The 14229-nt window shown below is 75.8% G+C and carries 12 protein-coding genes; 8 read left to right on the top strand and 4 right to left on the bottom strand.

Annotated elements, in window-relative coordinates:
• The first annotated feature begins 8 nt into the window (after positions 1-8).
• A complete protein-coding gene (locus MT994_RS15635) occupies positions 9-905 on the top strand; it encodes a formylglycine-generating enzyme family protein (RefSeq protein WP_194521159.1) in 897 nt (298 codons plus the stop codon).
• A gap of 92 nt (positions 906-997) precedes the next feature.
• Here MT994_RS15635 and MT994_RS15630 read toward each other — a convergent pair whose 3' ends face one another.
• The gene (locus MT994_RS15630; protein WP_051028544.1) at positions 998-1513 is read right to left on the bottom strand and encodes a DUF4190 domain-containing protein; all 516 of its coding nucleotides are present in this window, start codon (positions 1511-1513) and stop codon (positions 998-1000) included.
• Positions 1514-1711: 198 nt separating this feature from the next.
• Here MT994_RS15630 and MT994_RS15625 point away from each other — a divergent pair, with 198 nt between their 5' ends.
• From MT994_RS15625 to MT994_RS15615, 3 genes are all read left to right on the top strand, one after another.
• Positions 1712-3340: a hypothetical protein gene (locus tag MT994_RS15625; protein WP_354806997.1), complete on the top strand. Its 1629-nt coding sequence runs from the start codon at positions 1712-1714 to the stop codon at positions 3338-3340.
• 105 nt (positions 3341-3445) lie between these two features.
• Entirely contained in the window at positions 3446-4933 is a 1488-nt protein-coding gene (locus MT994_RS15620) for a family 20 glycosylhydrolase (protein WP_354806995.1), read from the top strand.
• 94 nt (positions 4934-5027) lie between these two features.
• Complete coding sequence (locus MT994_RS15615; protein ID WP_354806994.1) at positions 5028-6710, top strand: hypothetical protein; 1683 nt, start codon at positions 5028-5030, stop codon at positions 6708-6710.
• Between the two features lie 51 nt (positions 6711-6761).
• On the opposite strand, the gene MT994_RS15610 is transcribed toward MT994_RS15615, so the two are convergent.
• Entirely contained in the window at positions 6762-8477 is a 1716-nt protein-coding gene (locus MT994_RS15610) for a phospholipid carrier-dependent glycosyltransferase (RefSeq protein ID WP_354806993.1), read from the bottom strand.
• Between the two features lie 35 nt (positions 8478-8512).
• Here MT994_RS15610 and rsmI point away from each other — a divergent pair, with 35 nt between their 5' ends.
• On the top strand, positions 8513-9403 hold the full coding sequence (gene rsmI / locus MT994_RS15605) for a 16S rRNA (cytidine(1402)-2'-O)-methyltransferase (RefSeq protein WP_354806991.1): 891 nt from the start codon (positions 8513-8515) through the stop codon (positions 9401-9403).
• 9 nt (positions 9404-9412) lie between these two features.
• On the opposite strand, the gene MT994_RS15600 is transcribed toward rsmI, so the two are convergent.
• Complete coding sequence (locus tag MT994_RS15600; protein ID WP_076406252.1) at positions 9413-10012, bottom strand: isochorismatase family protein; 600 nt, start codon at positions 10010-10012, stop codon at positions 9413-9415.
• A gap of 84 nt (positions 10013-10096) precedes the next feature.
• Here MT994_RS15600 and MT994_RS15595 point away from each other — a divergent pair, with 84 nt between their 5' ends.
• Positions 10097-10561, top strand: coding sequence for a hypothetical protein (locus MT994_RS15595; protein WP_051028253.1), 465 nt, complete (start codon positions 10097-10099; stop codon positions 10559-10561).
• Between the two features lie 126 nt (positions 10562-10687).
• Positions 10688-11872: an aminotransferase class I/II-fold pyridoxal phosphate-dependent enzyme gene (locus MT994_RS15590; protein ID WP_354806989.1), complete on the top strand. Its 1185-nt coding sequence runs from the start codon at positions 10688-10690 to the stop codon at positions 11870-11872.
• Here MT994_RS15590 and MT994_RS15585 read toward each other — a convergent pair.
• Positions 11856-12665, bottom strand: a complete 810-nt coding sequence (locus MT994_RS15585) for an SDR family oxidoreductase (RefSeq protein ID WP_061268073.1) — start codon at positions 12663-12665, stop codon at positions 11856-11858. The genes MT994_RS15590 and MT994_RS15585 overlap by 17 nt on opposite strands.
• Positions 12666-12876: 211 nt before the next feature.
• Here MT994_RS15585 and MT994_RS15580 point away from each other — a divergent pair, with 211 nt between their 5' ends.
• Entirely contained in the window at positions 12877-14124 is a 1248-nt protein-coding gene (locus tag MT994_RS15580) for a PQQ-dependent sugar dehydrogenase (protein ID WP_354806987.1), read from the top strand.
• Positions 14125-14229 lie beyond the last annotated feature (105 nt).

The following is a 14229-nucleotide window of genomic DNA, read 5'->3' as shown; positions in this document are numbered from 1 at the left end:
CTGGCGACGTGGCCCTCACCGTGCTGGTTCCGGTCCCCGGCGGGACGTTCCGCATGGGCTCGGACCGGCACTACCCGGAGGAGGGTCCGGCCCACGACCGGCAGGTGGAGCCGTTCCTCCTGGAGCGGCACGCGGTGACGAACGCGCAGTTCGCGGCGTTCGTCGCGGACACCGGGTACGTGACGGTCGCGGAGCGTCCGCTCGACCCGGCCGACTTCCCGGGGGCCGACCCGGTGGACCTGGTGCCCGGGGGCCTCGTGTTCACCCCGACGGCGGGCCCGGTCGACCTGCGCGACTGGCGGCAGTGGTGGCGGTGGCAGCCCGGGGCGTCGTGGCGTTCGCCGCAGGGGCCGGGGTCGGGCGTCGACGACCGGCCGGACCACCCGGTGGTGCTCGTCGCGTTCGAGGACGCCTCGGCCTACGCGGAGTGGGCGGGACGGCGTCTGCCCACCGAGGCCGAGTGGGAGCGCGCCGCACGGGGCGGTCTCGACGACGCGGAGTACGCGTGGGGCGACGAGCTCGCACCGGGCGGACGCCTGATGGCCAACACCTGGCAGGGCCGGTTCCCGTACGACGACGCGGGCTGGGGCGGGACGTCGCCCGTCGGCTCGTACGAGCCGAACGGGTACGGGCTCGTGGACCTGATCGGGAACACGTGGGAGTGGACGGCGGACACGTTCACGCCGCGCCACGTCGTCCCGGGCACGCGCGGGCCGGACGCCGGTGGACGACCGAACCTGCTGGCCCCCACGACGTCGCCGGAGGTCCTGCGCGTGACGAAAGGCGGCTCGTACCTGTGCGCGCCCGAGTACTGTCGCCGCTACCGGCCCGCGGCGCGGTCCGCGCAGTCCGACGACAGCGCGACGACGCACCTCGGGTTCCGCTGCGCCGCGGACGTCCGCTGACCGCGGGTCGGTGACCCGCTTGCGCCCCGGGCACGACGAAGGCCCCCACCGAGCGGTGAGGGCCTTCGCGGAGCGGCGTGGCCGCGACGAGGTCAGGGGCAGGTGACGGGCTCGCCACGCACCTCGACGACCGTGCCCGAGGGCACGCCGGAGCACGCGTCGAGGACCTCCTGCGTCACGGCGCCGACGGTGCTGAAGAACACGATCGAGCCGATGATCGTCAGGACGAGCACGATCGCGCCGACGATGATGCCGGCGAGCGCGAGGCCGTTCTTGTAGCCGGCCTTCTTGGACTTGTTGAAGGCCACGATGCTGAGGATCAGGCCGACGATCGAGAGGCAGCCGAGGAACGACAGCACGAGGCCGACGATCCCCATCGTCTTGCCCGGGTCCTGGCCCGGGGCGGAGTACGACGGGGCGCCCGCCTGCGGTGCGCCGTACTGGGGCGCCTGCGGTGCGCCGTACTGCGGGGCCTGAGGGGCGCCGTACTGCGGGGCCTGCGGCGGCTGCTGCGGCTCGCCGGGCTGCGGCGCGCCGTAGGCGGGCGGGCCGGACGGCGTCCCGCCGGGCTGCTGCGGGTTCTGGTCGGGCTGGTCGGGGGTCGACATGCGATCTCCTCGGCGTTCGGTCAGGGCCTGCCCAGTATGCCGGTCGGGGCCGCCGCCCGCCCTGTGATTCCGCGGCGCGCCCGGCGGCTGGTCCGGGTGGGTGGGGTCACGCGACCCCGCGGCCGGTCGGGTCCGACCATCACGAGTCCCTCACATCCCTCGGTCGGCGAGCCGCGCCGGGTGCGCGATGATGGGGGCGTGAACACTCGGAAGGTCCGATTCGTCCCTGTCGCCCTCCCCGTCGTCCTCTCGCTCGGTGCCGTCGTGGCGCTGGGCGGCTGTGCCGCGGAGACGGCGAAGGCCGACGGGCCGTCCTCGGGCGAGACCGGGCTCGTCGCCCGCGCCGCCGAGCCGAGCGACGGCGTCCTCGTGCTCGGCTCGACCGAGCCGGCGGAGCTCGCGCTGACGAGCAGCCAGGCGTTCTTCACCAACGCGCCGGTCGTCGTGCTCGCCACGGCGGACGACGAGGCCGCGCGCGCGACCGCGGCCGCGGCCGCCGTCGAGCTCGCCGCGCCCGTGCTGCTCGTGGGGGGCGCCATCTCGGACGGCGGGCTGCGCACGGAGCTGAGCCGGCTCGGCGCGGTCGCCGTCGTCGAGGTGGGCGAGCCGGACGCGCCCCCCGGCCAGGAGGGCGTGGGCGAGGAGCCCGCGCGCGCGACCCTGGGCGACGTCGACGGCGTCGAGCGCGTCCTGCTGGAGGTCGGGGCGCTCCTTCCCGACGGGACGCTCGACGAGCGCGACCTCGACGAGGTCCGCGCCGCGCTGCCCGATCGGGGCGAGCCGGAGACGCTGACCGAGGTCCTGGCCCTCACGGAGCCGGGCAGCCTCGCGGTGCCGGGCGGACCGCAGTCCGCCGCCATCGCGACCGCGCGCGCCGCGGGCGCCGTGCCCCTCGAGGTACCGCAGGGCGACCCGCGGGCGTCCGCCGAGGTCGTCGACGCGATCTCGGCGGCGAAGGCGCTCGCCGTCGTCGGCATCGGCGCGAGCTTCGGCACGGCCGACGACCTCACGTGGCGGCTGCGGTCGGCCGAGGCGGGCGACCTGCTCCCCAGCGGTTCGCAGCTCGTCCTGGCCGACGGCGTCCGGTACGTCGCGGTGGAGGCCGACGCCGTGACGTCGGGCCTCGTCGCGGTGGGGGAGCGCTCGGCGACGGAGGCCGTCGAGCGTGCGCAGGAGGCGGCGGCGGCGTACGCCGAGGCCGCCCCGGACGACGTGGTGGTCCCGGTGCTCGAGGTGCCGGCGACGCGGGCGTCGTCGAACCCGGGCGCGGACCGCGACTACTCGACCGAGATCCCGGCCGAGGAGCTGGTCCCGCTCGTCGACACCGCGGCGGCCGCGGGGGTGCTCGTCGTGCTGCGCCTGGAGCCCGGCCGCGCGAGCTTCGACGAGCAGGTCGCCGAGTACGCGGACCTGCTCGCACGCCCGACCGTGGGCGTCGCGCTCGCGGTCGACGCGCGCCGCGGGGGCGAGGGGTCGCGCGCCGGCACGGTGGGCGCGGCGGAGCTCAGCGCCGCGATCGGTGCCGTCGGGGAGGTCGTGCGCACGCAGGGCCTGCCGCAGAAGCTCGTCGTCGTGCAGCGACCCGACGCCGACGCGGTGCTCGACGCCGCCGCGCTCGACGTGGGTGCGGGCGAGGCGGCCGTCGTGCTGCAGCCGACGGCGCAGGCGGGGTTCGGCGCCCGGGCGCGCGAGTGGGGCACGCTGCTCGACGACGTGCCGGCAGGCGTGGTGGGCGGCTGGACCACGGGTTCGGCGGACCCGGCGCGGGACGTCGAGGGCGTCCTGTCGCTCGACCCGAGCCCGCGCTACGTGGCGCCGTCGCGCTGACGATCCGCTCCGCAGGGCACTTGGTCGGTCCCGCGCGCGCGGGTTAGGGTGTGTCGCTCGCAAAAGCCGAATCGATTCGACCAGACCCAGACGACGAGGTACCTGATGGTCTCGATCATCCCCCAGCCCCTGCACGTCGAGCCCGGCGAGGGCCACGTGCCCGTCGGTGCCCTGGAGGTCCACGCGGTCGGTCTCGACGGTGCCGCCCCCTGGCTCGCCGACCTCGCCGCGCGCGTCCTCTCCGGCCTCGACGGCGTCACCGCGACGCACGACGACCCCGCCGCCGTCGCGGTTCCCGCCGCGGACGGGGAGCGCACCGCGCTCGTCCTGCGCGTCGACGGGGCGGCCGGGCCGGAGGGCTCCACGAGCCCCGAGCGCTACAGCCTCGTCGTCGACGCCGCCGGCGTCACCGCCACGGCGCCCGAGCCGGCCGGGCTGCTGCACGCGGTGCAGACGCTGCGCCAGCTCGTCGTCGCGCCGGGTGACGGGGCGCCCGCGCGCGTGCCGCACGTCGTCGTGCACGACGCGCCGCGCTACCCCTGGCGCGGTCTCTCCGTGGACGTGGCGCGCACGTTCTTCGGGCTCGACGCGCTGCGGGCCGTGGTCGACGTCGCGGCGGCGTACAAGCTCAACGTGCTGCACCTGCACCTCACCGACGACCAGGGCTGGCGCATCGAGTCGCCGTCGCGGCCCGAGCTCGCCAAGCTCTCCTCGGGCGGCGACACGTCCGGCGGGACGGGCGGCCACCTGTCCCTCGCCGACTTCCGCGCCCTGCAGGACCACGCGGCCGAGCGCTTCGTGCGCGTCGTGCCGGAGATCGACGTGCCGGGCCACATCAACGCGGCGACCCACGTGTACGGCGACCTCATGCCCGACGGCGTCCCCACGGACGCCTACCACGGCATCGAGGTGGGCTTCTCGCGCCTGACGTTCGACCTCCCGGCCACCGAGCCGTTCCTGCGCGACGTCTTCACGGACCTCGCCCACGCGACCGACGGTGAGCACGTGCACCTCGGCGGCGACGAGGTGCTGAAGATGGAGCCCGCCGAGTACGCGCGCTTCGTCGAGCTGTGCGAGCGGCTGATCCTCGAGGCGGGCAAGAAGCCGGTCGCGTGGCAGGAGGCGGCGAAGGCGCCCCTGCGCCCGGGCACCCTCGTGCAGTACTGGGACACCCACCCCATGGACCTCACGTACCTCGTCGACGCCGCCAGGGCGGGAGCGCGCGTCATCATGTCGCCCGCGAACCGCGTCTACCTCGACATGAAGTACACGGCCGACTTCCCGCTCGGGCAGGAGTGGGCGGGGCTCGTCGAGGTCCGCGACGCGTACGACTGGGAGCCCCAGCAGGTGGTCCCCGGGCTCCCTGCCGACTCGATCGAGGGCGTGGAGGCCGCGGTCTGGACGGAGCGCATCCCCACGCTCGACGCGCTGTTCACGATGCTCCTGCCGCGCCTGAGCGCCGTCGCGGAGGTCGCCTGGACGGCCCCCGACCGCAAGGACTGGGACGACTACCGCCGACGCGTCGCCCGCGAGGCGCACGCGTGGCGCCGCTCAGGCACCCCCTTCCATCCCTCGGAGCAGGTCGACTGGTGACGCGGGCGGGCGACGCCCGCGGGGTGGTCGACGTCACCGGGGAAAACTCGTCCTGCGGTCGCGAGGCGGGCGACCGCTGACGGACCATCGATCGATGGCCTTCGTGACCTTCTCCGCCGCCCGCCACGACGACCCGTCCGGAACTCCCTCCTCGACCCCACACCCCGGCTCCCGCGCGCGCCGGAGCGGCCCGCGCCGTCGTGCGGCCGCGCTCGCCGCGACGCTGGCCCTGGCGACCGCGCTCGCCGCGTGCACGGGCGGCGACCCGGACCCCGCCGCGAGCAGCACGGGGCCCGCCGCAGGCGCCGAGGCCGAGGCCGACGGCGCCCGCGCCGCGACGCCCGAGGGCGTCCTCACCCTCGCCGACGAAGACCCCGCCGCGCTCGCGCTCGCGGCGAGCCGCACGTTCTTCGCGACCGCGCCGGTCGCGGTCGTCGTGCCGGACGACGCCGTCGAGGACGCGACCGCGGTCGGCGTCGCCGCGGCGCTCGCCGAGCGGGTCGTCGCGCCCGTCCTGGTCGCGGGGGACGACGCGGCGCTCGCCGAGGAGCTGGCACGCCTCGACGCCGCCGAGGCGGTCGTCGTCGCGCCGGAGGGGACGAGCGTCCCCGGCCTCGACGACGTGTCCACGGTGCACGTCGACCCGGCGGCCGTCGCGCCCGACGGCGCCGTCGACGAGGAGTCGCTCGCGGGCGCCGCCGACCTCGCGGTCCAGGACCTCCCGGCGTCGGGCGACGCCCAGACGTCGACCGGCGTCCTCGCGCTGACGGACCCCGACGCCGGGGCCGCGGCCCGACCGGCGGCCGCGACGGCCCGCGCGTCGGGCGCGACGGTCGTCGACGCCCCCGGCGGCGACCCGCGCACCACGTCCGAGGCCGTCCAGGCGGTCGCGGGGGCCGAGGCGACGGCGACCGTCGGCCTCGGGGCGTCGTTCGGCAGCCCCGACGACCTCGGGTGGCGCGTCGAGGCGGCCGCGACGGGCACGGAGCTGCCCGGCGGCGGGCAGCTCGCCCTGCCCGGCAAGCGCTACGTCGCGCTCTACGGGTCGCCGGGGGCGCCGGTGCTCGGCGTGCTCGGCGAGCAGGACGTCGCCGCGACGATCGCGCGCGCCCAGGAGCACGCGGCCTGGTACCAGGGCCTCACGGAGGAGCCCGTGGTGCCGACGCTCGAGATCATCACGACGGTCGCGTCGGGGTCCGCGGGCTCCGACGGCAACTACTCGAACGAGCGTGCCGCCGACCTCGTGCGGCCCTACGTGGACGCCGCGCGCGAGGCGGGGGTGTACGTCGTGCTGGACTTCCAGCCGGGCCGCACGGACTTCCTCACGCAGGTGCGCGCGTACGAGGACCTCGTCGCGCAGCCGCACGTCGGCGTCGCGCTCGACCCGGAGTGGCGCCTCGGCCCCGACCAGGTGCACCTCGCCCAGATCGGCTCCGTCGGGGTGGACGAGGTCAACGCCGTCGGCGACTACCTCGCGGGCCTCGTGCGCGAGCGCGACCTGCCGCAGAAGGTCTTCCTGCTGCACCAGTTCCGGACGTCGATGATCGCCGACCGCGCCCGCCTCGACACCGCCCACCCCGAGCTCGCGACCGTCGTCCACGCCGACGGCCAGGGTGGCCAGGGCGCGAAGGCGGCCACGTGGTCCACGCTGCACCAGGACGCGCCGGCGGGGCTGTTCTGGGGCTGGAAGAACTTCTACGACGAGGACGCGCCCATGCTCACGCCCGAGCAGACGTGGGGCATCAGCCCGACCCCGGACTTCGTCAGCTACCAGTGACGCCGGCCCGGCGCGCGCGGGGGCGCCCGGCCGGCGCGCCGGGTCAGCGCGTCAGATCCACGTGGGCAGCCACATGTGCATTCGCCAGAACCAGTACGGGACCTGCCACGCCGTCCAGATCGGGTAGAAGAACACGCTCACGGCGCCGATCGTCGTGAGCAGCACCGTGATCCCGACGCGCACCCGGGCCCGGGCGACCGCCCGCCCCTCCGTGCGCTCGAGCGCGAGCGTGATCGCGTAGACGAGCGTGAGCACGACCCACGGCAGGAACACGATCGAGTAGAACGTGAAGATCGTCCGCTCGGCGTAGAGGAACCACGGCGCCCACCCGGCGACGATCCCGCTGAGCACGGCGAGCGCGCGCCAGTCCTTGAGCCGCACGAGCGCGTAGAGGGCGACGAGGATCGCGAGCGCCGCCGCCCACCACAGGACGGGGTTCCCGAGCGACGTGATCGCCCGCGCGCACCGCTCGACCTCGCAGCCCGCCTCGCCGGCCTCGTACGAGCGCCAGTAGAAGGACGTGGGCCGCCACTGGAGGATCCAGCCGAGCGGGTGCGCCTCGTACGTGTGCTCGGACGTGAGCCCCGTGTGGAAGTCCCACATCTTCAGGTGGTACTCCCACAGCGACCGCAGCGCCGGGGGCAACCACTGGACGCCCTCGCCAGGGTGCTCGACGGCCCACTGGCGCATGTACGCGCCGGGCGAGCGGAACCACGACGTCCACGTCGCGACGTAGGTGAGCGCAGCGGTGGGGAGCATGACGAGCGCGGCCGGGATCGCGTCGCGCACGAGCGCGTCCTCCCACCAGCGCCCGACGCCCACGGTGCGCCGCGCCGTCGCGTCCCAGAGCACGGAGACGACGGCGAGGACCGCGAGGAAGTACAGGCCGGACCACTTGACCCCGCACGCGAGCCCGAGCGCGACGGCCGCGGCGAAGCGCCACCACCGCCACCCGAGGCCGGGGCCGTAGCGCCCGATACGCCCGCCCGCGTCGAGGATCGCCCCGCAGCGCTCCGCGAGGCGTCGCCGGGCCTGCTCGCGGTCGAGCAGGAGGCACCCGAACGCGACGAGCACCCAGAGCATGAGCATGTTGTCGAGCAGGCCGGTGCGCGCGTGCACGATCGCCTCGCCGTCCACGGCCATGAGCGCGCCCGCGACGATCCCCATCGCCGTCGAGGCGAACAGCCGGCGCGCGATGCGCGCGACGAGCACGACCGCGATCACCCCGACGACGGCGGACGCGATCCGCCACGACCACGGGTTCTCGGCCCCGCCGAGCGCCTTCATGCCGAGCGCGATCATCCACTTGCCCAGCGGCGGGTGGACCACGTAGTCGGCCGTGGGCAGGAACGAGTTCACGTCCCCGGCCTCGAAGGCCGGGTTCGGCTCCTCGGGCCAGTCGGCCTCGTACCCGACCCGGAGCAGCGTCCACGCGTGCTTGACGTAGTACGTCTCGTCGAACACGAGCGTGCCGGGCCGGCCGAGGTTCCACAGCCGCAGCACGGCCGCGACGACGGCGACGATCGCGACGCCGAGCCACCCCCACAGCCGGTCGTGCGCGGTCGCGCCGAGCGCGAGGCGCCGCGGGCCGAGCAGCGCGAGGAGGAGCCGCTCGCGGTGGCTCGGCGCGGGGCCGTCGTCCGTCGTCACGTCCGACGGCGGTGCGCCGTCGTCCGCCCTCACGTCCGTCGGCGGTGCGTCGGTGGCGTCGGCCGGGGGGCGGGGGCCGGGGGTCGCGTCGGCGGGCGGCTGGGACACGCTGGCCATCGTAGGGGCCGCGCACGTGTGGAACCCTGGGAGCCATGTCCTCCTCGACCGACGTGCCCGGCCCCGACGCGCCCACGACCCGGCGTGAGGCCGGGCACCTCGTGCTCGGCGGCACGCCCATCGGGAACGCGGAGGACGCGAGCCCGCGCCTGCGCCGCCTGCTCGCGGAGGCCGACGTCGTCGCGGCGGAGGACACGCGGCGCCTGCACGCGCTCGCGGGCCGTCTGGGCGTCCAGGTCGGGGGGCGGGTCGTGAGCTTCCACGAGCACAACGAGGTGGAGCGCGCCGACGACCTGCTCGACGTCGTCGACGGCGGCGGGACGGTGCTCGTGGTGTCGGACGCGGGGATGCCGAGCGTGTCCGACCCGGGCTTCCGCGTCGTGGGCCGTGCGGTCGAGCGCGGCCTCCCGGTGACGACGGCGCCCGGGCCGAGCGCGGTCCTCACGGCCCTCGCGCTCTCGGGGCTCCCGACGGACCGGTTCTGCTTCGAGGGGTTCCTGCCCCGCAAGGCGGGGGACCGCTCGCGTGCGCTCGCGGCGCTCGTCGACGAGCCGCGCACGCTCGTGTTCTTCGAGGCACCGCACCGCGTGGCCGAGACGCTCGCCGCGATGGCGGGCGCGTTCGGCCCGGACCGGCCGGCCGCCGTCGCGCGCGAGCTCACCAAGACCTACGAGGAGGTGCTGCGCGGCCCCCTCGCCGAGCTCGCGGAGCGCGCTGCCGAGGAGCAGCTGCGCGGCGAGATCTGCGTCGTCGTCGGTGGCGCGCCGCCGCGCGGGCCCGTTCCGCTCGCGGAGCTCGTGCCCGCCGTCCTGGCGCGCGTCGACGGCGGGGAGCGGCTCAAGGACGTGGTCGCGGACGTCGCCCAGGGCGCCGGGGTGTCCAAGCGCGACCTGTACGCCGCCGCGCTGGACGCGCGCCGCGGGTGACCGCGGTGGTCAGCGCCCGACGGCGTCGCTCGCCACGAGCGTGACGCCCGCCGCAGCGAGCTCCTCGCGCGCGGCGGCACCGAGCTCGGGCGTCACCGGCACGGTGAGGTCGGTGAGGACCCGCGTCGCGAGGCCGAGCGCGTGCGCGTCGAGCGCGGTCGCGCGCACGCAGTGGGACTCGGCGATGCCGACGACGTCGACCGCCTCGATCCCGGCGTCGCGCAGCAGGTCCACGAGCGGTCGGCCCGCGACGTCCACGCCCTCGAAGCCCGAGTAGGCGGCCTGGTACTCGCCCTTCTTCACCCCGGCGTCGGGCGCGAGGTCGGCGAGCGCCGGGTGCAGCTCGGCGTTGGGGGTGCCGGCGATCCCGTGCGGCGGCCACGTGTCGACGAAGTCCGGGTCGGGGCTCCAGTGCTGGCCCGGGTCCACGTGCCAGTCCTGGGTCGTCACGACGAGGTCGTACGCGTCGCGGTGGTCGCGCGCGTGCTCGGCGATGCGCTCGGCGACGGCGTTCCCGCCCTCGACGCCCAGCTCGCCGCCCTCGCAGAACGTGGGCTGGACGTCGACGACGATCAGCGCGCGGCGCGGCGCGGGGGTGCTCTCGGTCATGCGCCCACTCTGCCACCCCGGCGGGCACCGGGGGAGCGCGGGTGCGAGAGTGGGGCCCAGCCGTGATCCGACCGGGAGGCAGCGATGACCGAGCACCAGGAACCGCCCACGACGACCTCCGGCACGGACGCCGGACGACCCCTCGGGTACTGGCTCAAGCTCGTGGACCGGCTCATCGACGAGAACCTCGACGCCGTGTTCCAGCACTCGGGCCTCACGCGCCGGCACTGGCAGGTGCTCAACACCATCCGTGACGGCGTGAGCGAGGAGACGAGCGTCGACGGCGTGCTGTCACCCTTCACGGGTGCCGGGGCGGGCGGCGCGAGCGCCGTGACGGCGGAGATCGACGACCTCGTGCGCCGCGGCTGGGTCGCGCGCGGCGACCAGGGCCTGTCCGTGACGGTCGCGGGCAACCACGCGTACCACGACCTGCTCGACGCGGTGTCGGTCGCGCGCGAGCGGGTCGCGCAGGGCGTGAGCCGCGAGGAGTACGCGCGGACGGTCGCGACGCTCGAGCGCATGGCGCGCAACCTCGGCTGGTCGGGCTGACCCGAGGCCGGTGAGCCGGTCGCGAGACGCGGTGTCACGTCGTCGGGCGGCAGGCGTACCCTGCGAGACCCGCGACCCGTGCGCACCCCCGCGCCCGGGAGCGCCGCACAGAGCTGGAGCACTGCGATGGAGTTCCGCCGGATCCCCGGTCTGCCGCCCTACGTCTTCACGATCATCGACGGGCTCAAGATCGAGGCACGCCGAGCGGGGCGCGACGTCGTGGACCTCGGGTTCGGCAACCCGGACCTGCCGAGCCCGCGGGTCGCGGTCGACAAGCTCGCCGAGGCCGCGCAGAACTCGCGCAACCACCGCTACTCCGCGTCGCGCGGCATCCCGAAGCTCCGTGAGGCCGTCGCCGGGCTGTACCAGCGCCGGTTCGGCGTGAGCCTCGACCCGGACACCGAGATCATCTCGACCATCGGCGCCAAGGAGGGCTTCAGCCACCTCATGTGGGTGCTGCTGCAGCCGGGCGACGTCGCGCTCGTCCCCACCCCGAGCTACCCGATCCATATCTGGGGGCCCTACTTCGCGGGCGCCGACGCGCGCCAGGTCCCCATCGGCGACGGGACCGACGCCGCCGGGTACATCGACCGCATCATCGAGGCGTGGGAGCTCGGCTGGCCCAAGCCGCGCGTCGTCGTGCTGTCGTTCCCGCACAACCCGACGACGACCGTGGCGACCAAGGAGGACCTCCAGCGTCTCGTCGACTGGGCGCGGGACAAGGACGTCGTGCTCGTGCACGACCTCGCGTACGCCGACATGACGTTCGACGGGTTCGAGCCGCCGTCGATCATGGAGTGCGAGGGCGCGCGCGAGGTGGCGGTCGAGCTGTACTCGATGACGAAGTCGTTCTCCATGGCGGGCTGGCGCGTCGCGTTCCTCGTGGGGCGCCGCGACGTCGTCGGGGCGCTCGCGAAGCTCAAGAGCTACCTCGACTACGGCACGTTCCAGCCCATCCAGATCGCCGCGACCGTCACGCTCAACGAGGCGACCGAGTTCCCGCAGGAGATCTCGGCCGTCTACGAGTCTCGTCGCGACGCCCTGTACGACGGCCTGCAGCGCATCGGCTGGGACATCCACAAGCCCGGCGGGACGATGTTCGCCTGGGCCCGGATCCCCGAGCCGTACCGCGACATGGGCTCGATCGAGTTCGCGACGCACCTCGTCGAGGAGTGCGACGTCGCGGTGTCCCCGGGCGTCGGGTTCGGCCCCGGCGGCGACGAGTTCGTGCGGTTCGCGCTCATCGAGAACGAGCACCGCATCGGTCAGGCCGTCCGGGGCCTGCGCCGCGGGCTCACCCGGCTGGGCTAGGGACCGTCCCCGTCCACACGTCGTCGCCGCGCAGCACGGCGTCGGCGCCGCCGTCGTCGTAGATCGTCTGCCCGGTGACGTGCGTGTTCGCGGCGTCGGTCAGCCACAGCAGGAGCGACGCGACCGACTCGGGCGACTGGTGCCCGTTGAGGGGCATCGGCACCGCGGCGTCGACCATCGCGACCGACTCCGGGGTCGACAGGAGCTGGGTCGTCATCGGCGTGAGCACCGTCCCGGGCGCGACGGCGTTGAGCGGGATGCCCCGCCCGGCCCACGCCGCCGTCACGCACTCGCGGCGCACCCAGCGCGACAGCGCGCGCTTGGACGACGGGTAGGCGAGGTACCCGACCTGCGGGCCCTGCTCGGCGAGCGTGCCGGCGACGCGCAGGGCCTCGTCCTCGTCGTCCGCGAGGCACGCGTCCACGATCGCCTCGGACACCGGCTGGAGCGTCGCCATCGACGACACGACGGCGACGCGCGGCGCCTGCGAGCGCTCGAGCGCGGGCAGGAGGCCCGTGAGGAACCGGGTGACGCCGAAGAAGTTCACCGCGACGGTCGTCGGGACGGGCGCGGAGATCCCGGCGCACGCGACGACGGCGTCGACCGTGCCGTCCGTCGCGGCGAGCACCTCCTCGACCGCACGCTCGCGACCCTCGTCGGTGCTGAGGTCCGCCTGGACCTCGGCGTCGCGCAGGTCCACGCCGACGACCCGGTCGCCCCGCTCGCGCAGCAGCCCGGCCACGCAGGCCCCCACGCCCGATGCCGATCCCGTCACCACGTACGTCCGCGACATGTGCACACGCCTCCTCGCCCACGTCCCCGGACCTCGGGGACACCTCCAGCATGCCTCGCCGTCCCGGCCCGGGTGGCCGCCGAAGGACCGGCGGCGCGGGCCGAAGGTCCGTCGTCCCCGCCCGGCCCCCCCGGCGCGACCTGCCACTCCGGGTGACGATGGGCAGGTGCGACGCCACCACGGAACCCGGGCCGCCCGGCGAGGTCCCGCCGTGCCCGCGCGGGCCGGCGGGCCCGCGCTCGCCGTCGGGCTCGCCGTCGTGCTCGGCGCGTGCTCGGGCGGGGCGCCGGACGACGCGCCCGCCCCCGCGCCGTCGGTCACGACCGCCACGTCCGCGCCGGCCGACCCCGGCACGCCCGGCGCGTCGGGCTCGTCGCGGGCACCGGCCGCCGACGGCCTGCTCGTCGTGCCGGAGGTGCGCGTCGACGTGGCGGAGGTCGCGACCGGGTTCCCGGCGCCGTGGGGGCTCGCGGCGCTCGCGGACGGCACGCTGCTCGTCTCGCTGCGCGACGAGCGCCGGCTGGTCGTCGTCGACCCGGCGACGGGCGCCGTCGAGCCGGTGACCGGGCCGGGAGCGGACGACCTGCGCGACGGCACGGTCGCGCGCGGCGAGTCGGGGCTCCTCGGCGTCGCGGTGGGCCCGGCGGGCGGCGCCGCGGCGGGGGAGGTGTTCGTGTACCGGACCGCGCCGGACGGCAACGAGGTGCTGCGGGGGACGCTCGCGGGGCGCGAGCTCTCCGCCCTGACGCCGGTCGTCGAGGGCGTGCCCGCGGCGTCCACGCACGACGGCGGTCGGCTCGCGTTCGGGCCCGACGGCCACCTCTACGTCACGACGGGGGACGCGCAGCAGCGCGGTGCGGCGCAGGACCCGGGTGCGCTCGCGGGCAAGATCCTGCGCGTCACGGTGGACGGCGACCCCGCGCCGGGCAACCCGGAACCGGCCTCGCCGGTGTGGAGCCTCGGGCACCGCAACGTCCAGGGGATCGCGTGGGACGCGACGGGTCGGATGCTCGCGTCCGAGTTCGGCCAGGACACGTTCGACGAGCTCAACGTCGTCGTGCCCGGCGGGAACTACGGCTGGCCCGACGTCGAGGGCACGGGCGGGGCGGCCGCCGGGTTCGTCGACCCGGTGGCGACGTGGCCGACGTCGGACGCCTCGCCCAGCGGGATCGCCGTGACCCGTGAGGGCGCGTACCTCGCGGGGCTGCGCGGGGAGCGGCTCTGGCGCGTGCCGTTCGCCTCGCCCGACGGCGGCACCGACGCCGCGGCGTTCGGCGCGCCGCACGCGGTGCTCACGGACCGGGGGCGGCTGCGCGCGGTCCTCGTCGACCCGGCGACGCCGCCCGGCGACGACGGGAGCGCGGTGCTCTACGTGCTGACGAGCAACACCGACGGTCGGGGCGAGCCGCGCGACGGCGACGACCGGCTGCTCCGGGTCACGGTGACGCCGGCGGGGTGAGCGCCCGGGAGTGTGCGCGCCGGACGCGCGAGCTGACCAGGCGGTTTGGTGTGCGATAACGAATCGGTTACGGTCGAGTGTCTCGCGTAGCCGCTCACCGGGGAC

It is taken from the genome of Cellulosimicrobium sp. MI9406, assembly GCF_040595865.1.
In the GTDB taxonomy this organism is placed as follows: Bacteria; Actinomycetota; Actinomycetes; order Actinomycetales; family Cellulomonadaceae; genus Cellulosimicrobium; species Cellulosimicrobium funkei.
The sequence above is the reverse complement of the archived record's forward strand: the minus strand, read 5'-3'. Positions and strand labels throughout refer to the sequence as shown.